We start from the raw sequence: 18,523 nt of genomic DNA, 5'->3' as shown, positions 1-18,523 counted from the left end.
TTAAAAGAAGTCCGGCGGTGTCCTACTCTCCCACAGGGTCCCCCCTGCAGTACCATCGGCGCTGTGAGGCTTAGCTTCCGGGTTCGGAATGTAACCGGGCGTTTCCCTCACGCTATGGCCGCCGAAACACTATTGATGTTTCAATCAAACACATAACAAAGTCATTGTCATGCGGTTCTCGACCGTACATCGAGAACCACTCAGTGGACGCGTAGCACCAACAAACGGTGTGTTATCAAGTCATCGGCTTATTAGTACCAGTCAGCTGCATGCATTACTGCACTTCCACATCTGGCCTATCAACCCAGTAGTCTGGCTGGGAGCCTCTCACCCGAAGGTATGGAAATCTCATCTTGAGGCCGGCTTCCCGCTTAGATGCTTTCAGCGGTTATCCATCCCGAACGTAGCTAATCAGCGGTGCTCCTGGCGGAACAACTGACACACCAGAGGTTCGTCCAACCCGGTCCTCTCGTACTAGGGTCAGATCCTCTCAAATTTCCTACGCGCGCAGCGGATAGGGACCGAACTGTCTCACGACGTTCTAAACCCAGCTCGCGTACCGCTTTAATGGGCGAACAGCCCAACCCTTGGGACCTACTCCAGCCCCAGGATGCGACGAGCCGACATCGAGGTGCCAAACCATGCCGTCGATATGGACTCTTGGGCAAGATCAGCCTGTTATCCCCGAGGTACCTTTTATCCGTTGAGCGACAGCGCTTCCACAAGCCACTGCCGGATCACTAGTCCCGACTTTCGTCCCTGCTCGACCTGTCAGTCTCACAGTCAAGCTCCCTTGTGCACTTACACTCGACACCTGATTGCCAACCAGGTTGAGGGAACCTTTGGGCGCCTCCGTTACTTTTTGGGAGGCAACCGCCCCAGTTAAACTACCCACCAGGCACTGTCCCTGAACCGGATTACGGTTCGAAGTTAGATATCCAGAGTGACCAGAGTGGTATTTCAACAATGACTCCACATGAACTGGCGTCCATGCTTCACAGTCTCCCACCTATCCTACACAAGCCACACCGAACACCAATACCAAGCTGTAGTAAAGGTCACGGGGTCTTTCCGTCCTGCTGCGCGTAACGAGCATCTTTACTCGTAATGCAATTTCGCCGAGTTCGCGGTTGAGACAGTTGGGAAGTCGTTACGCCATTCGTGCAGGTCGGAACTTACCCGACAAGGAATTTCGCTACCTTAGGATGGTTATAGTTACCACCGCCGTTTACTGGGGCTTAAATTCTCAGCTTCGCCTTGCGGCTAACCGGTCCTCTTAACCTTCCAGCACCGGGCAGGCGTCAGTCCGTATACATCGTCTTGCGACTTGGCACGGACCTGTGTTTTTAGTAAACAGTCGCTACCCACTAGTCTCTGCGGCCTCCAAACGCTTTCGGAGCAAGTCCTAATACGTCGAAGGCCCCCCTTCTCCCGAAGTTACGGGGGCATTTTGCCGAGTTCCTTAACCACGATTCTCTCGATCTCCTTGGTATTCTCTACCTGACCACCTGAGTCGGTTTGGGGTACGGGCGGCTAGAACCTCGCGTCGATGCTTTTCTTGGCAGCATAGGATCACCCACTTTTTATTCGCATCGTGTCTCAGCCTATGTGAACGGCGGATTTGCCTACCGTTCGGCCTACGCACTTGCACCAGGACAACCATCGCCTGGCTGGGCTACCTTCCTGCGTCACACCTGTTAATACGCTAACCGCACCAGAATGGGGTCGTGCGCTAGGCCCAGAGCGTCACCCCGAAGGGATCAGTCACTGGGATTCAGACACTTAGCACTACTGGATTAGCTTGGGCGGTTCTTCGCCGGTACGGGAATATCAACCCGTTGTCCATCGACTACGCCTGTCGGCCTCGCCTTAGGTCCCGACTTACCCAGGGAAGATTAGCTTGACCCTGGAACCCTTGGTCTTTCGGAGGACGTGTTTCTCACACGTCTTTCGCTACTCATGCCTGCATTCTCACTCGTGTAGCCTCCACGGCTGGTTTACACCGCCGCTTCGCTGGCCACACGACGCTCTCCTACCCATCAACACGGCTGGACCACGAAGGCCTACCAATAATGTCAATGCCACAACTTCGGTGGCGTGCTTGAGCCCCGTTACATTGTCGGCGCGGAATCACTTGACCAGTGAGCTATTACGCACTCTTTCAAGGGTGGCTGCTTCTAAGCCAACCTCCTGGTTGTCAAGGCAACTCCACATCCTTTCCCACTTAGCACGCGCTTTGGGACCTTAGTTGGTGGTCTGGGTTGTTTCCCTCTCGACTATGAAGCTTATCCCCCACAGTCTCACTGCTGCGCTCTCACTTACCGGCATTCGGAGTTTGGCTGACGTCAGTAACCTTGTAGGGCCCATCGGCCATCCAGTAGCTCTACCTCCGGCAAGAAACACGCAACGCTGCACCTAAATGCATTTCGGAGAGAACCAGCTATCACGAAGTTTGATTGGCCTTTCACCCCTATCCACAGCTCATCCCCTCAGTTTTCAACCTAAGTGGGTTCGGTCCTCCACGACGTCTTACCGTCGCTTCAACCTGGCCATGGATAGATCACTTCGCTTCGGGTCTAGGACATGCGACTGAATCGCCCTATTCAGACTCGCTTTCGCTACGGCTACCCCACACGGGTTAACCTCGCCACATATCGCTAACTCGCAGGCTCATTCTTCAAAAGGCACGCTGTCACAGCTACTAAGGCTGCTCCAACGGTTTGTAAGCAAACGGTTTCAGGTACTATTTCACTCCCCTCCCGGGGTACTTTTCACCTTTCCCTCACGGTACTTGTCCGCTATCGGTCATCTGGGAGTATTTAGGCTTATCAGGTGGTCCTGACAGATTCACACGGGATTTCACGGGCCCCGTGCTACTTGGGATACTCTTCGCGCCACGGTTGGCATTTCGACTACGGGGTTGGCACCCTCTATGACCGGCCTTTCAAGACCGTTCGTCTATACCATCGTGTAACGCCGCCACCTCGGCAGAGATGACTGAAAAGTCCCACAACCCCCAACGTGCAACGCCTGCCGGCTATCACACACGCTAGGTTTAGCCTGTTCCGGTTTCGCTCGCCACTACTAACGGAATCGCGGTTGCTTTCTCTTCCTGTGGGTACTGAGATGTTTCACTTCCCCACGTTCCCTCTACCCGCCCTATATATTCAGGCGGGAGTCACTAGGTCGGCACGCCGCCCAGCGGGGTTTCCCCATTCGGACACCCTCGGATCAAAACTTGCTTATCAGTTCCCCGAGGCTTATCGCAGATTGCTACGTCCTTCTTCGGCTCCAGATGCCAAGGCATCCACCGTTTGCTCTTAAAGACTTGAAATCACATGAGTTTGAATCAGAATCGACACCAGGCCCGAAAGCCTGGCATGAAATTGACTAATGATCTTTAAGATCATCTTGTGCAACCGATCCGAAGATCAGCTGCAAGATGCTCGCGTCCACTGTGTAGTTCTCAAAGTACGGGCGGTACCCCTTCTCACTTCCCCCACAGGAGAAACAACAAGAGGCCCAGAGGTACAGAAACGATCCGAAGATCGCATCCGGTCCCTCAGGACCCAACAGCGTGCAGGTGCGACATCCGAAACCCTCCCCGTTCCCACCGCAAGCGGTGTACTAAGAGAAACCTTCATCCTTCGCACCATGTCAAATGTTCCACCCATGAGCTCCCAGCGAAGAACGTATGCCTTCGAACTGGGTTCTGGACTCCGAAGAGTCAGATGCTCCTTAGAAAGGAGGTGATCCAGCCGCACCTTCCGGTACGGCTACCTTGTTACGACTTAGTCCTAATTACCGATCCCACCTTCGACGGCTCCCTCCACAAGGGTTAGGCCACCGGCTTCAGGTGTTACCGACTTTCATGACTTGACGGGCGGTGTGTACAAGACCCGGGAACGTATTCACCGCAGCGTTGCTGATCTGCGATTACTAGCGACTCCGACTTCATGAGGTCGAGTTGCAGACCTCAATCCGAACTGGGACCGGCTTTTTGGGATTCGCTCCACCTCGCGGTATTGCAGCCCTTTGTACCGGCCATTGTAGCATGCGTGAAGCCCAAGACATAAGGGGCATGATGATTTGACGTCATCCCCACCTTCCTCCGAGTTGACCCCGGCAGTATCCCATGAGTTCCCACCATTACGTGCTGGCAACATAGAACGAGGGTTGCGCTCGTTGCGGGACTTAACCCAACATCTCACGACACGAGCTGACGACAACCATGCACCACCTGTTTACGAGTGTCCAAAGAGTTGACCATTTCTGGCCCGTTCTCGTATATGTCAAGCCTTGGTAAGGTTCTTCGCGTTGCATCGAATTAATCCGCATGCTCCGCCGCTTGTGCGGGTCCCCGTCAATTCCTTTGAGTTTTAGCCTTGCGGCCGTACTCCCCAGGCGGGGAACTTAATGCGTTAGCTGCGTCACGGAATCCGTGGAATGGACCCCACAACTAGTTCCCAACGTTTACGGGGTGGACTACCAGGGTATCTAAGCCTGTTTGCTCCCCACCCTTTCGCTCCTCAGCGTCAGTTACGGCCCAGAGATCTGCCTTCGCCATCGGTGTTCCTCCTGATATCTGCGCATTCCACCGCTACACCAGGAATTCCAATCTCCCCTACCGCACTCTAGTCTGCCCGTACCCACTGCAGGCCGGAGGTTGAGCCTCCGGATTTCACAGCAGACGCGACAAACCGCCTACGAGCTCTTTACGCCCAATAATTCCGGATAACGCTTGCGCCCTACGTATTACCGCGGCTGCTGGCACGTAGTTAGCCGGCGCTTTTTCTGCAGGTACCGTCACTTTCGCTTCTTCCCTGCTAAAAGAGGTTTACAACCCGAAGGCCGTCATCCCTCACGCGGCGTTGCTGCATCAGGCTTGCGCCCATTGTGCAATATTCCCCACTGCTGCCTCCCGTAGGAGTCTGGGCCGTGTCTCAGTCCCAGTGTGGCCGGTCACCCTCTCAGGCCGGCTACCCGTCGACGCCTTGGTGAGCCATTACCTCACCAACAAGCTGATAGGCCGCGAGCCCATCCCCAACCAATAAATCTTTCCAGTAACTGACCATGCGGTCGCTACTCGTATCCAGTATTAGACGCCGTTTCCAGCGCTTATCCCAGAGTCAGGGGCAGGTTGCTCACGTGTTACTCACCCGTTCGCCACTGATCCACCCAGCAAGCTGGGCTTCACCGTTCGACTTGCATGTGTTAAGCACGCCGCCAGCGTTCATCCTGAGCCAGGATCAAACTCTCCGTAAAAAAGAAATGCATACGACACCGGGAAAACGGTGACGCAGCGAGTTTGATGCTGACCAAAGAGACAAATTCATTGCTGACTTCATCCGAATGCCAACCCCACAAGGAGGTTGGTCTTTGATCCAAAGGAATTCTCAACTAGCCGAAGCTAGACGAGGATAATTTGGCATTTGACAAGTGCACGCTGTTGAGTTCTCAAGGATCGGATGCTCCCACGACCCAGTCATCACAACCAGGCCCGAAGGGCAACTTCTCTATCTTAGCCACCCTGTCTCGCTTGTCAAATCGGCGCGCCGTGCGGATCTTGGATCCGCTGCGCAGCTGTTGACAGCCGCAGAAGGGGTGGATCTCCCATCCTAGACGCAGGCGTCTGTTCTCACAAGTGAGTGGATGTGGGAGTTGGTTCTCCGCTTGAGGGGGGTGAAGCTCTCGGCCTCTCCGCTTCCCTGTGGGGCGAACAAGTAATAAGTTACGTGGATTCCGGGGTTCTGGCAAATCGGCCCACCACCCCCGGGCGTGTCGCTCAGCGCTGTGAGTGACGTTTTCCCAGTCCAGAGGGAGAAATGGCCCGCGATCACCGCCACGAGTACGATCGCAGCGTGACCGCACCCCGGATTCCCTCCCCCGCGACCGCCCTGTTGCAGCGTGTCTCGTCAGAGCTCGGCGGGCCCGACGACGTCCGTGAGTTCGAGACGCAGCCACCGCATCCTGTGCCCCTGCCCTCCCGTCTCGCCACCGCCGATCTCGCCTGGGCGAGCGTGCGCGCGGTGTGCCTGATGACCGGTATCCGCGATATGCCTGATCCGGATCGCATCTCCACCGCCTACAGGAGCGATCGTGTCCTCTCGGTCGACGGGATCGCGCCCGACGTGTGGTCTGCCTACTCCGGGTTCTGGCGCTCAGCCGACGGATGGGTGCGCACCCACGGAAACTATCCACATCACGCCGCGCGGCTTCTCGCCGGGCTCGGACTCGGAGCAGGCGCCGGCGTCGATGAGGTGCGCGCAGCCATCCTCCAGTGCACGACAGCCGAAGCCGTCGGCCTCATCACCGCCGAGCGCGGACTCGCCGTCCCCGTGCGTCCGGAGGATCCCCGCCTCGACGCACGATCGCGCACCACTCCCCTGCTCGATGTCGCCCACGAGAACACCGATGGACCCCGGGACGCCCGACCGGCCTCCCACGTGGGACGCGGTCCGCTCGCCGGCATCCGCGTCCTCGACCTCACCCGTGTCATCGCAGGCCCTGTGTGCACGCGCACTCTCGCACTGCTCGGCGCCGATGTGCTTCGGGTGGACCCCCCGGAACTCGCCGAGCCCGAGTGGCAGCATCTCGACACCGGTCACGGCAAGAGATCCGCACTGCTCGATGCGCGAGACGAACGATTCCGCGAGCTCCTCAACGCCGCGGACGTCGTCGTGCTCGGATACCGGCCTTCGTCGCTCGACCGCCTCGGGCTGTCGGCATCCGCACTGACCGAGGATCATCCGGGACTGATCGTCGCCCAGCTCAGCGCCTGGGGCATGGACGAACCGGATCGCGCCGGCTTCGACAGCCTGGTGCAGGCCGAGTCGGGGATCTCGCTGATCGAATCACCCGACGGCGACCGCCCCGGAGCGCTCCCCGCCCAGGCCCTCGACCACAGCGCGGGCTACCTCCTGGCGGCGGCGGTCATCGCGCTGCTGAGACGCCGGCGCCAGGAGGGCGGCAGCTGGACGGTGCGCACATCGCTGCGTCGCGTGGCCGCCGAGCTGCTCGGGATGCCTCGCACGCTCGAACCGGTGTCGGAGCGGGAGTTCGTGACCGGCGATCACTCCGCGGCCTTCGATGTCGACGGGCGCGAACTCACGACCGCGGCTCCCGTGCTTCCGGGATTCGAGTTCGTCGCTCCGCGCCGCCGGGGGTCGGATCAGCCGCGCTGGTGATGCCGGCGGAAGAGCGGGAGCGCCAGGCAGAGCACCAGAGTGAGCGCACCCCACAGCGCGCAGGCCGGCGGGAGCATCCGGTACGCGAGGTGCTGGTACGTGAACTCCTCGGTGAACGGACCGTACGCCAGATATCCGATGACCGTGGCGGTCACGAGTACCGCCGGAAGCGACAGCCACCAGGCGATGCGGACTCCCGCGGGGATGACCCTCGTGACGGTGATGCGCGGCTCGGCACGACGCAGCCGGAGCGCGGCCCAGATCGCGATCACGACGAGCCCGATCGCACTCGACCCGTGCTGCAGCCACTTGTATCCGGTGAGAGGACCCCACATCTCCCCGAGAGCGGGCAGGATCTCGACGCCCCAGCGTCCCTCGTGCGTGAAGAGATCCCAGAGGATGTGCGACAGCACCCCCAGGATCAGGGAGACGGCGAGCAGCACCGGGTACCAGGGTCGTCTCGCTCCGAAGCCCACCGCGGCGCCGGCCGCCTCGACACCGGACTGCGACCAGTCGGCCGGAACGCGCCGCGCCACCCACGACGGGGAGAGCTCGCCGACCGCCGGGCGGAGCACGACCCGCCACACCAGGAAGAGCACGAAGGCGACCAGGGCCGTCCACACCACGTTGCCGAACGTGTGCGTGAACGAGTAGTCGAGACCGACGCCCCTCAGGAACAGGGGCAGATCGGGCGTCATCGCGCCGATCGCGATCGCCGCCGGCACCAGCGGGGTGCGGATGAAGGGCAGTGCGACCAGGGCATGGCTCGGGGTGAAAGGCATCCGGAGTCTCCTGTCGAGTGGCGGAAGCGGTGACGGCGGCCGCCCGAGAACAGCTCAGGCGACCGCCGTCACGCGATCAGATGTCGGTCGTCACGCGATGAACACTCCTGCGAGGGTCTTCTTGCCACGACGCAGCACAGACACCGCTCCCGGCAGAGTCCCGTGCACCGTGGCCGACTCGTCGTCGACGCGTTCGCCGTCGAGAGACACACCACCCTGGCCGATCGCACGGCGAGCCTCCGACAGGCTCGACACCAATCCGGTCGCGACCAAGGCGTCGACGACAGACGCCCCCGCGTCGACCGTGGCATTCGGGAGCTCCTCGAGCGCCGTGCGCAGCGTCGACGCGTCGAGCGCGGTCAGGTCGCCCTGGCCGAACAGCGCCTCGGATGCTGCGATCACGGCCGCCGTCGCGTCGATGCCGTGCACGGTGGCGACGACCTCGAGCGCCAGACGCTTCTGCGCGGCACGCCGGAAGGGCTCGGACTCGACGAGCGCCTCGTACTCCTCGATCTCGGCGCGCGTGAGGAACGTGAAGACCTTGAGCCGCTCGATGACGTCGGCATCCGCCGTGCTGAGCCAGAACTGGTACATCCGGTACGGGCTGCACATCTCCGGATCCAGCCAGATCGCGTTGCCCTCGCTCTTGCCGAACTTGGTGCCGTCGCTGTTCGTGATCAGCGGCGTGCCGATCGCGTGAGCGGCGACGCCCTCGGACCGGCGGATGAGGTCGGTGCCGCTCGTGAGGTTTCCCCACTGGTCGGAGCCACCGGTCTGCAGGACGCAGTCGTACTGGCGGTACAGCTCGAGGAAGTCCATGCCCTGCAGGATCTGGTAACTGAACTCGGTGTAGCTGATGCCCTCGTCGGAGTTCAGGCGCGCAGCGACCGCATCCTTCTTCAGCATCGTGCCGACACGGTAGTGCTTGCCGATCTCGCGCAGGAAGTCGATCGCCGACAGCGGCGCCGTCCAGTCGAGGTTGTTGACGATGCGAGCCGCGTTGTCGCCCTCGAAGCTGAGGTAGCGCTCGACCTGCGTACGCAGGCGTCCCACCCACTCCTCGACGGTCTCACGGGTGTTGAGCGTGCGCTCGGCGGTGGGTCGCGGGTCTCCGATGAGACCGGTGGAACCGCCGACCAGGCCCAGCGGCTTGTGCCCGGCGAGCTGGATGCGACGCAGCGTCAGCAGCTGCACCAGGTTGCCGAGGTGCAGGCTGGGAGCTGTCGGGTCGAAGCCGCAGTAATACGTGATCGGGTCCCCGGCGAGAAGGGCGCGCAGCGCCTCCTGGTCAGTGGACACATGGACGAGGCCGCGCCACAGCAGTTCGTCCCACACGTTCTCGAACGTGGGGTCGATCGCCGGCGGGGCGGTCGTCAGATCGGTATTCGACACGCGCTCCAGGCTATCAGCGGTGAGTGCACGCCATTCGCCGCCGCCCGGGTGGACCGGAGCTGTCAGCTGTGGGCTGCCCACCACACCAGGAACGCCGCGCCCAACCCGATCACCCAGCTCACGAGACTGCCCACCAGGAAGTACTCGGCCCGCGCCCCGGTCTCGCCGTCGCGCGAGATCTCGGGGAATCGCACGATGCCCTTGGCCGCGAGCATCGCCGCGAGGATCGGGTAGGCGGCGGCCAGCGTGAGGATCATCACGAGGATGCGCTCGAGCGGCCCGATCAGGCGCCCGCCCTTGAATCCCGCCCGAAGATCGGATGCCGGGATACCGACATCCGCGGTCTCGGCCTGTGTGGTCTCGGCCGCCGCACTTTCGGCGGGTGCGCTCTCGTCGGGAGCTTCCCCGGAGACGACGGCGTCGCGAGGTTCCCCGACAGCGGGGCTCGTCTCGGCAGCGTCGGGCACGAGGCGCCGCAGCTCGGCGGGTCGCCACGTGTGCTCGCCGTCGAGTGCCGCGCGGACGACGAGGTTCGCAGACTCGAGCAGGAACAGCCCCACGCCCAGGGTGAGCAGCGCGAGATCGAATGGAACGTCGCCGAACGGCGAACGCAGCGTCCACACTGACCCGATCAGACCTGCATCCGTGCGAGCACCGAGCCACACCACGGCACCGATGCTCAACACGCCGAGGAGCACAGCGGGCCAGAACCCGAGCGGGGCCGGTCTCTCCGACGGCATGCACCAGACCCACAGTGCGCCGACGACGAGGCCGGCGAGCATCGGCAGCAGCGCATCGCTCACGCTGCCGAGCAGGAGCAGGATGACGGCCACCACGAGGTAGCCGATCCACCGACGCGGCGCGAACTGACGCACCAGATCAGCGGCACCCACCGCCAGGAACAGGAATCCGGCGGCGATCATGCGTGTGTTCCCCTCAAGGCGGCCACTCCCTCGAGGAGAGCGGCGCTCCCCGCGCTCCGCAGCGACTTCGAGACGCTCGGCTGCGAGATGCCCTCCTCGGCAGCCAGCTCATGCTGCGATCGGCCGATCAGGCGACCGTAGGTGAGACGGCGCTCGCGCTCGTTCATCGCCCCGACCAGCTCGTCGCGGACGAGCAGGTAGGCGTTCGATGCGGCGATCACGCTGTCCATGACCTCATCCTGCCCGGGAGCACCGACAATCCAGGTGCGGGTACGCGGCACGGTGCGACCCTCCCTCGCGTGCACGGTCTCGATGGCGGCTCGTGCGGCATACCAGCCCGGGCCGTCGGCGAGCTCGCCGTGCACGGAGTCGACCGCGCGCACATCGCCGACGCCGACCCCGAAGCGGAAGGCGATGCCGTCGGGAAGAGCGAGCTGGATCATCAGGAGCGACACCATCGCGTCTTCGAGCGCCAGGTAGACCCCCTGCTGCTCGTCTCCCACCGTGGGCGTCAGCGGTTGCTGCGCGAGGGGCAGATCGTTCTCGACCCGCACGATGGTTCCGTCGAGGATGCGCTGCGCCGCCGATCGATCGTCGAGCTTGCGAGAGCCCACGATGTCGGCGAGTACGGCGATGACCATGCGATAACCGTAACACGAATAACTTCCATTTATGCCCTATTTGGTTATAGTCTCGGAACATGCCTGAATCAGACATCATCCCCTGGGCCGACGGCTCCTGGACCCACGCACCCGCCGATCTCGCCATCGACGGCGATCACCTCGACGTGACCGCGGTAGAGGGCAGCGACGCCTGGCGGCACACCGCCTACGGCTTCGTGCATGACACCGAGCATGCGCTGCTCGCTCCTCTGGAGGTGGGCGAGGCGATGGACGTCTCGTTCCGCGCCCCGTGGGACGGTCAGTTCGATCAGGCGGGCGTCTTCGTGCGCATCGACGACGAGCACTGGATCAAGGCGGGCATCGAGTACGCCGACGATCACCTCGGACTCGGGGCCGTCGTCACCGACATCCGCTCCGACTGGTCGGTCGGATACGTCGACGACTGGCACGGCAGCGAGATCACCGTGCGGGTGAGCCGCTGGTCGGATGCGGTGATCGTGCGCGCGCGAGCGGGAGACGGCGACTGGCGACTCGTCCGGGTGGCTCCGTTCGACGGCGACGCCGTGGCATCCGCCGGCCCTTTCCTCGCCGGCCCCACGCGTTCCGGTCTCGTGGTGCGGTTCACCCGCTGGACACGCTCTGCCGCTGACGCCGCGCTGCACTGAATCGCGCCCACAGGTCGCGTACACGAAGAACAGAACGGCCCGCGGATGCTCTCGTCGAGAGTCTCCGCGGGCCGTCTTCCGTCGTACGCGTCGTCGCTCCTCCGCAATCGCCGGCTAGAGGCCGAGCGCGTGCGCGGCCGCCTGAGCTCGGGCCACGAGCTCAGCCCGCTGCTCTGCCACCCGCACGGGCGCCGTGCCTCCGGCGCCGGTGCGGGACGCCACGGAACCCTCGATCGTGAGAACCTCACGGACCTCCGGAACCAGATGCGGCGACACCGACAGCAACAGCTCGTCGGAGGCATCCTCGAGGCCGATCCCCTGCTCCTCGCAGGCGCGGACGAGTGCGCCCGAGATCTCGTGGGCATCCCGGAACGGCACACGACGCTTCACGAGCCACTCCGCGACATCCGTCGCGAGCGAGAAGCCCTGGGGCGCGAGAGCCGCCATCCGCTCGGTGTCGAAGCGCAGCGTCGCGATCATGCCGGCGAACGCGGGAAGCACGACCTCGAGGGTCTGGACCGAGTCGAAGACCGGCTCCTTGTCTTCCTGCAGGTCGCGGTTGTACGCGAGCGGAAGTCCTTTGAGCGTCGCGAGCAGACCGGACAGATTGCCGATCAGACGCCCGGACTTGCCGCGAGCGAGCTCGGCGATGTCGGGATTCTTCTTCTGCGGCATGATGCTCGACCCGGTCGAGTAGCTGTCATGCAGGGTGACGAATCCGAACTCGCGCGTGTTCCAGAGGATGATCTCCTCGCTCAGGCGCGAGATGTCGACTCCGGTCATCGCGGTGATGAACGCGAACTCGGCCACCACGTCGCGGGCGGCCGTGCCGTCGAGCGAGTTCTCGGCCGGACGATCGAGTCCGAGCTCGGTCGCGACGAGCGCGGGGTCGAGTCCGAGGGTCGAACCCGCGAGGGCTCCCCCGCCGTAGGGCGAGACGCCGGCGCGACGACGCCAGTCGACGAGACGTTCGAGCTCGCGCACGAGCGGCCAGCCGTGCGCCTGCAGGTGGTGCGCGAGAAGCACCGGCTGCGCGTGCTGCAGGTGCGTGCGCCCGGGAAGGATCGCATCCGGGTGCGCCTCCGCCTGGGCGACGAGCGCGTCGATGACGCGGAGCAGGTCGCGGGCGATGACGCGGGCGTGGTCGATCAGGTACATCCGCACGAGCGTGGCGATCTGATCGTTGCGGCTGCGTCCGGCACGGAGGCGTCCGCCGAGCTCAGGGCCGAGCTCGGCGATGAGCGCCTGCTCGAGGGCACCGTGCACGTCCTCGTCGGACGGGACCGGCTGCAGCGTGCCGTCGGCGACCTTGCGCGCCACGGCATCCAGTCCCTCGTGCATCCGCGTCGCCTCGTCGGGCTCGAGATACCCGGCCGCCGCGAGTGCGGTCGCGTGGGCGTGGGATCCTGCGATGTCGTAGGGCGCGAGCACCCAGTCGAAGTGTGTCGACCGGCTGAGCTCGACCAGCTCGGGCGAGGGACCGCTCGCGAACCGGGCACCCCACAGCGCGCCCTCGTTGGTGCCTTCGTTCTTCGCGTCGGCCATCACGCGTCCTTCCTGCTGAGCAGCCAGACGAGCAGGGCCTTCTGCGCATGCAGACGGTTCTCCGCCTCGTCCCAGACCACGCTCTGCGGACCGTCGATCACCTCGGAGTCGACCTCGTAACCGCGGTCGGCGGGGAGGCAGTGGATGAAGATCGCCTCGGGGTCGGCGAGCGCCATGGTCTCGGGCGTCACCTTGTACCCGCCGAGATCGCGGATGCGCGCGAGCTTCTCCTCCTCCTTGCCCATCGACACCCAGGTGTCGGTGACCACGACGTCGGCTCCCGCCGCGGCCTCGACCGCGTCGGTGTAGAGCGTGATGGACCCACCGGTCTCGGCGGCGCGGCGGTCGGCCGCCTCGACGACATCGGCGCGCGGCGCGTAGTCGACGGGCGAGACGATGCGCACGTGCATACCGGCAGTGACACCGGCGAGTGCGTAGGAGTGCGCCATGTTGCTCTGACCGTCACCGAAGAACGTGAGGGTCAGACCCTTCAGATCGCCCTTGTGCTCGCGGATCGTGAGCAGGTCGGCGAGCAGCTGGCACGGGTGGAAGTCATCCGAGAGGGCGTTGACGACCGGAACGGTGGTTCCGGCAGCCATCTCCTCGAGTCCGGACTGGGCGTAGGTGCGCCAGACGATGGCCGCGACCTGACGCTCCAGCACGCGCGCGGTGTCGGACGGGGTCTCCTTGCCTCCGAGCTGACTGTTCGCCGTCGAGATGATCAGCGGGGAGCCACCGAGATCGGCGATCCCCACCGCGAACGAGACGCGGGTGCGGGTCGACGACTTGTCGAAGATCACCGCGACCGTCTGCGGGCCGGCGAGAGCCTTGTTCGCCCAGCGGTCCTTCTTCAGCTCGATGGCGAGATCGAGGATCTCCGCCTGCTCTGCGGGGGTCAGATCGTCGTCACGCAGAAGGTGGCGGGTCATGCGAGGGCCTTTCCGGATTCGGTGAGGGATGCCTGGACATCGTCGAGCGATGCGGCGAAGAGTTCGCGGAACTCGGCGAGCTCTGCGTCTCCGATGGTGAGGGCGGGGGCGATGCGCACGGTCTCGGGGTTCGCCGCGTTCACGATGAGACCGCGTTCCTGGGCCGCGGCGACCACGTCGTTCGCGACGGGGGCGCTCAGGCCGACGCCGATCAGGAGTCCGCGGCCACGCACACCGGTGATCAGCGGCGACTCGAGCCCGGCGATGATCTCGCGCAGCTCCTCGCCGCGGCGCGCTGCATTCTCGACGAGTCCGGCGTCCTCGATCTCGGTGAGCACCGCGTCGGCGACCGCAGTGGCCAGGGGGTTCCCGCCGAACGTCGAGCCGTGCGAGCCGGGCGTGAACAGCGAGCTCGCGGCACCGTAGGTCACGAGCGCGCCGATCGGGAAGCCGCCGCCGATGCCCTTGGCGAGCGTGATGGCGTCGGGAGTGATCCCCTCGTGACTGAACCCGAACCAGGCACCGGTGCGTCCGGCTCCCGTCTGGATCTCATCGACGATGAGCAGTGCTCCGTGGGCGAGCGTCAGCGACCGCGCCGCCTGCAGGTAGCCCTCGGGAAGCTCGACGACACCTGCCTCGCCCTGGATGGGCTCGACGATGACGGCGGCGACACGGTCGTCGATCGCCGCTTCGAGAGCCTCGATCGTCGCGGGGATGTGCTCCACCCCACCGGGCATCGGCTCGAACGGCGCGCGCATGGCGGCCTTGGCGGTCAACGCGAGCGATCCCATCGTGCGTCCGTGGAATCCGTTCTCGAGAGCGATGATGCGCGGCTTCTCGGTGCCGCCGTGCAGACGGGCGAGCTTGAACGCCGCCTCATTCGCCTCGGCGCCGGAGTTCGAGAAGAACACGCGGCCGTCGATCCCGGCACCGGCGAGGCGCTTCAGCCGCGCGGCGAGCGCGAGCTGCGACGGGGTCGCGAAGTAGTTCGACACGTGCGCGAGCGTCGCCGCCTGTCGCGACACGGCCTCCACGAACACCGGATGCGCGTGACCGAGAGAGGTCACCGCGATACCGGCGAGGAAGTCGAGGTGGCGCTTGCCCTCGGAGTCCCAGAGATACGAGCCCTCGCCGCGGGTGAGCATCGCCAGGCGGGGCCCGGCGTTGAGGACCAGATCGCTCGCTGCGTCATCCTGCCAATTGCTCATGCGTTCGCCCCTGCCGTTCCCAAGACCACTTCTGTTCCGATTCCCTTGCTGGTGAAGAGCTCGACGAGCACCGAGTGCGGCACCCGTCCGTCGATGATGGCGGCGGCGTCGACGCCGCCCTCGATCGCATCCAGGCAGGCCTTCATCTTCGGGATCATGCCGGACTCGAGGGTCGGGAGCATCTCGATGAGTGCCTCCGACGTGAGGTGCGACACGAGAGAGTCGCGATTGGGCCAGTCGGCGTAGAGCCCCGGGACATCCGTGAGGATGACGAGCTTGCGCGACTTGAGCGCGACCGCGAGGGCCGCAGCCGCGGCATCCGCGTTCACGTTCAGCGACTGACCGGGGTGGTCGAGGTCGGGTGCGATGCTGGAGACCACCGGCACGCGACCGGCGGCGAGGTGGTCGAGCACGGGTGTCGGGTCGACTTCGACGACGTCGCCGACGCGGCCGAGGTCGATCTCCTCGCCGTCGATCACGACACCTCGGCGACGGCCGCCGAAGAGCCCGGCGTCCTCACCGCTGAGTCCGGTCGCGATCGGCCCGTGCGAGTTGATCTTGGAGACCAGCTGCGGGTTCACCTGGCCGGTGAGCACCATGCGCACGACACCGATCGCCTCGGTGTTCGTGACGCGGTAGCCGCCCTTGAACTCGCTCGGGATCTCGAGTCGCTGCAGCATGTCGGAGATCTGGGGTCCGCCGCCGTGCACGACGACGGGCTGGACACCCACGTAGCGCAGGTACGCGATGTCCTGGGCGAAGGCCTCCTGCAGTTCGTCCGAGACCATGGCGTTGCCGCCGTACTTGACGACGACGATCTGATCGCGGAACTTCTTCAGCCACGGGAGCGACTCGATGAGCGTCGCGGCTTTGACGGCGGCGACGTCCGGCGTGGTGTCCTGGATGTCGGTGGTCATGAGGCGTACGCGCTGTTCTCGTGCACGTAGTCGTGGGTGAGGTCGTTCGTGAGGATCGTCGCCGTCGCCTCGCCGACCTTGAGATCGATCACCAGGTGGGTCGCGCGCGGAGTCAGGTCGACCTCTTCGCGCGGGCGATCAGGGCCGCCCTCGCTGCACACCCGCACGCCGTTCATCCAGACGTCGACGTCGTACGGGTCGAACTGCGCGTTCGTGGTGCCGATCGCCGCGAGCACCCGACCCCAGTTCGGGTCGTTGCCGAAGATCGCGGCCTTGAAGAGGTTGTTCCGAGCGACCGAGCGACCGACGTCGACGGCTTCCCCCTCGGACACGGCGTGCTGCACCTCGATGGTGATGTCGTGGCTGGCGCCCTCGGCATCGCCCTGGAGCTTGACCGCGAGCTGCTGACACAGTTCGCGCAGAGCGGCGGTGAAGGCCTCGGCGTCGGGCACGACGCCCGATGCGCCGTTGGCCAGCAGGGTGACCTGGTCGTTCGTCGACATGCAGCCGTCGGAGTCGAGACGGTCGAACGTCGTGCCGGTCGCTGCGCGCAGCGCGGCATCCGCCTCGAGCGGCTCGAGCACCGCATCCGTCGTGATGACGACCAGCATGGTGGCGAGGCCCGGTGCGAGCATGCCCGCTCCCTTGGCCATGCCGCCGATGGTCCAGCCGTCGCGCGTGACGACCGCGGTCTTCGAGACGCTGTCGGTGGTCATGATGGCCTCGGCCGCGACCTCGCCTCCGTCGGTCGACAGCGCGGCGATCGCCTGCTCGGTGCCTGCGAGCACCTTGCCGCGGAAGACCTCGTCGCCGACGCCGATGAGACCGGTCGAGCAGACGAGCACATCGCCGGCGCTGACGCCGAGGAGCTCTGCAGCCTTCTCGGCCGTCTGGTGCGTGGTCTGGAATCCGAAGCTCCCGGTGAAGCAGTTCGCTCCCCCGGAGTTCAGCACGACGGCCTCGACCACGCGGTCGGCGACGGCCTGCTGCGACCAGATGATCGGGTTGGCCTTCGCGCGGTTGCTCGTGAAGACGGCGGCGCCGACCTTGCGCGGGCCGCGGTTGACGACGACGGCGACATCGGGCTTGCCGGTGGTCTTGAGGCCGGCGGCGACTCCCGCCGCCTCGAATCCTGCGGGGGCGGTGACGCTCACGGCGCGACTCCGTTCACTGAGAGGGCGCGGGACTCGGGAAGCCCCAGCGCGAGGTTCATGGACTGGATGGCAGCGCCTGCGGTGCCCTTGACGAGGTTGTCGACCGCGGTGACCACGGTGACTCTGTTCGCGGCACGATCGATCGCGAGACCGATCAGCGCGGTGTTCGCGCCGAGCACGTCGGCGGTGCGCGGGAAGTGACCTTCGGGCAGCAGCTGCACGAAGGTCTCGTCACCGTACGCGTTCTCCCACGCGGCCCGGATCTCGGCGTCGCTCACGTCGCCGACGATCGGCGCGGTCGAGGTGGCGAGGATCCCGCGGGACATCGGCACGATCACCGGGGTGAAGGAGATGCGGATGCCGTCGGCCGCCAGGCCGGACGCGGCGGCGAGCGCCTGCCGGATCTCGGGGATGTGTCGGTGAGTGCCGCCGACCGCATAGGGGTTGGCGCTGCCGAGGATCTCGCTGCCGAGCAGATTGGTCTTGAGGCTCTTGCCCGCACCGGACGGGCCGACGGCGAGCACCGACACGATGTCGCCGGGGTCGATCACTCCCGCCGCGACTCCGGGCGCGAGACTGAGGCTCACCGTCGATGCGTTGCAGCCGGGGGCCGCGATCCGTGACGCACCACGCAGCGTCTCGCGCTGCTTCAGGCCGCCCACCAGGAGCTCGGGGACGCCGTACGCCCACGGTTCGTGGAAGTCGCCCCCGTAGAACGCGTCCCACGAATCCGGCGATGTCAGCCGATGGTCGGCGCCCGCGTCGATCACGAGAGGAGTGTCGCCGAGGGCGTCGGTGTACTGACCCGAATGACCGTGCGGAAGCGCGAGGAAGACGATGTCGTGACCGGCGAGGGTCTCGGACGTCGTGTCCTGCAGAGTCAGGTGTGCGAGGGAGCGCAGATGCGGCTGGTGCTGCACGAGCGGCTGGCCCGCGTTCGAGTGCGCCGTGACGGTGCGGATCTCGATGTCGGGATGCGACGCGAGGAGGCGCAGGATCTCGCCGCCCGCGTAGCCGGATGCGCCGGAGACGGCGACGGAGTACGTCATGCTTCTACCTTAACGGTCGGACCCCGTGTCGAACTCGGGGTGCAGTGTCGGGAACCGGGGCGGCGACACCGGCACTCGACCGCCGTGCGTACGCAGGCAGAAGCGCAGGGTCGCCTAGAGTCGGCGGCCGCTGCGGCGTCGGCGCACGG

Annotated in this window: 12 protein-coding genes and 3 rRNA genes; 2 read left to right on the top strand and 13 right to left on the bottom strand. The window is 64.7% G+C overall.

What is annotated here, in order from left to right; genetic code table 11:
* Positions 1–9 precede the first annotated feature (9 nt).
* The 3 genes from rrf to ACTJKH_RS03235 form a co-directional block, all read right to left on the bottom strand.
* Positions 10–126: ribosomal RNA gene (gene rrf / locus ACTJKH_RS03245) — 5S ribosomal RNA — on the bottom strand.
* 105 nt (positions 127–231) lie between these two features.
* Positions 232–3,334, bottom strand: a 23S ribosomal RNA gene (locus tag ACTJKH_RS03240).
* Positions 3,335–3,742: 408 nt separating this feature from the next.
* Positions 3,743–5,265: ribosomal RNA gene (locus ACTJKH_RS03235) — 16S ribosomal RNA — on the bottom strand.
* The 16S, 23S and 5S rRNA genes sit together here, the layout of an rRNA operon.
* Positions 5,266–5,861: 596 nt before the next feature.
* Here ACTJKH_RS03235 and ACTJKH_RS03230 point away from each other — a divergent pair.
* Positions 5,862–7,187, top strand: a complete 1,326-nt coding sequence (locus ACTJKH_RS03230; RefSeq protein ID WP_440735729.1) for a CoA transferase — start codon at positions 5,862–5,864, stop codon at positions 7,185–7,187.
* On the opposite strand, the gene ACTJKH_RS03225 is transcribed toward ACTJKH_RS03230, so the two are convergent.
* The 4 genes from ACTJKH_RS03225 to ACTJKH_RS03210 form a co-directional block, all read right to left on the bottom strand.
* The gene (locus ACTJKH_RS03225) at positions 7,172–7,969 is read right to left on the bottom strand and encodes a DUF4184 family protein (RefSeq protein ID WP_440735728.1); all 798 of its coding nucleotides are present in this window, start codon (positions 7,967–7,969) and stop codon (positions 7,172–7,174) included. The genes ACTJKH_RS03230 and ACTJKH_RS03225 overlap by 16 nt on opposite strands.
* Before the next feature lie 90 nt (positions 7,970–8,059).
* Positions 8,060–9,361, bottom strand: a complete 1,302-nt coding sequence (tyrS, locus tag ACTJKH_RS03220) for a tyrosine--tRNA ligase (protein ID WP_440735727.1) — start codon at positions 9,359–9,361, stop codon at positions 8,060–8,062.
* A 62-nt stretch (positions 9,362–9,423) separates the two neighbouring features.
* Positions 9,424–10,284, bottom strand: a complete 861-nt coding sequence (locus ACTJKH_RS03215) for a hypothetical protein (protein WP_440735726.1) — start codon at positions 10,282–10,284, stop codon at positions 9,424–9,426.
* On the bottom strand, positions 10,281–10,925 hold the full coding sequence (locus tag ACTJKH_RS03210) for a SatD family protein (RefSeq protein WP_440735725.1): 645 nt from the start codon (positions 10,923–10,925) through the stop codon (positions 10,281–10,283). Before ACTJKH_RS03210 ends, ACTJKH_RS03215 begins: the two co-directional genes overlap by 4 nt.
* Before the next feature lie 59 nt (positions 10,926–10,984).
* Between ACTJKH_RS03210 and ACTJKH_RS03205 the strand changes: the two genes are divergently transcribed.
* Positions 10,985–11,572: a DUF1349 domain-containing protein gene (locus tag ACTJKH_RS03205; protein WP_440735724.1), complete on the top strand. Its 588-nt coding sequence runs from the start codon at positions 10,985–10,987 to the stop codon at positions 11,570–11,572.
* A gap of 114 nt (positions 11,573–11,686) precedes the next feature.
* On the opposite strand, the gene argH is transcribed toward ACTJKH_RS03205, so the two are convergent.
* The 6 genes from argH to argC are packed head-to-tail and all read right to left on the bottom strand — an operon-like array spanning position 11,687 to position 18,374.
* Entirely contained in the window at positions 11,687–13,117 is a 1,431-nt protein-coding gene (gene argH / locus ACTJKH_RS03200) for an argininosuccinate lyase (RefSeq protein WP_440735723.1), read from the bottom strand.
* On the bottom strand, positions 13,117–14,046 hold the full coding sequence (gene argF / locus ACTJKH_RS03195) for an ornithine carbamoyltransferase (protein WP_440735722.1): 930 nt from the start codon (positions 14,044–14,046) through the stop codon (positions 13,117–13,119). The genes argH and argF overlap by 1 nt, the downstream gene beginning before the upstream one ends.
* The gene (locus ACTJKH_RS03190; protein WP_440735721.1) at positions 14,043–15,254 is read right to left on the bottom strand and encodes an acetylornithine transaminase; all 1,212 of its coding nucleotides are present in this window, start codon (positions 15,252–15,254) and stop codon (positions 14,043–14,045) included. Before ACTJKH_RS03190 ends, argF begins: the two co-directional genes overlap by 4 nt.
* On the bottom strand, positions 15,251–16,171 hold the full coding sequence (gene argB, locus ACTJKH_RS03185; RefSeq protein WP_440735720.1) for an acetylglutamate kinase: 921 nt from the start codon (positions 16,169–16,171) through the stop codon (positions 15,251–15,253). Before argB ends, ACTJKH_RS03190 begins: the two co-directional genes overlap by 4 nt.
* Complete coding sequence (gene argJ, locus ACTJKH_RS03180; RefSeq protein ID WP_440735719.1) at positions 16,168–17,325, bottom strand: bifunctional glutamate N-acetyltransferase/amino-acid acetyltransferase ArgJ; 1,158 nt, start codon at positions 17,323–17,325, stop codon at positions 16,168–16,170. The genes argB and argJ overlap by 4 nt, the downstream gene beginning before the upstream one ends.
* Positions 17,322–18,374 carry an N-acetyl-gamma-glutamyl-phosphate reductase gene (gene argC, locus ACTJKH_RS03175; RefSeq protein ID WP_440735718.1) on the bottom strand — a complete coding sequence of 351 codons (1,053 nt, stop codon included), beginning with the start codon at positions 18,372–18,374 and terminating at the stop codon, positions 17,322–17,324. Before argC ends, argJ begins: the two co-directional genes overlap by 4 nt.
* Positions 18,375–18,523: the final 149 nt, after the last annotated feature.

This window comes from Microbacterium sp. 22215 (assembly GCF_052045655.1).
In the GTDB taxonomy this organism is placed as follows: Bacteria; Actinomycetota; Actinomycetes; order Actinomycetales; family Microbacteriaceae; genus Microbacterium; species Microbacterium phyllosphaerae.
This window is presented reverse-complemented; position numbering and strand designations above follow the sequence as displayed.

Bases quoted from the DNA above. Each gene is read 5' to 3' on its own strand.
- ACTJKH_RS03225 (WP_440735728.1), bottom strand. From the start codon at position 7,969: ATGCCTTTCACCCCGAGCCATGCCCTGGTCGCACTGCCCTTCATCCGC.
- ACTJKH_RS03215 (WP_440735726.1), bottom strand. From the start codon at position 10,284: ATGATCGCCGCCGGATTCCTGTTCCTGGCGGTGGGTGCCGCTGATCTG.
- ACTJKH_RS03210 (WP_440735725.1), bottom strand. From the start codon at position 10,925: ATGGTCATCGCCGTACTCGCCGACATCGTGGGCTCTCGCAAGCTCGAC.
- ACTJKH_RS03205 (WP_440735724.1), top strand. From the start codon at position 10,985: ATGCCTGAATCAGACATCATCCCCTGGGCCGACGGCTCCTGGACCCAC.
- argH (WP_440735723.1), bottom strand. From the start codon at position 13,117: ATGGCCGACGCGAAGAACGAAGGCACCAACGAGGGCGCGCTGTGGGGT.
- argF (WP_440735722.1), bottom strand. From the start codon at position 14,046: ATGACCCGCCACCTTCTGCGTGACGACGATCTGACCCCCGCAGAGCAG.
- ACTJKH_RS03190 (WP_440735721.1), bottom strand. From the start codon at position 15,254: ATGAGCAATTGGCAGGATGACGCAGCGAGCGATCTGGTCCTCAACGCC.
- argB (WP_440735720.1), bottom strand. From the start codon at position 16,171: ATGACCACCGACATCCAGGACACCACGCCGGACGTCGCCGCCGTCAAA.
- argC (WP_440735718.1), bottom strand. From the start codon at position 18,374: ATGACGTACTCCGTCGCCGTCTCCGGCGCATCCGGCTACGCGGGCGGC.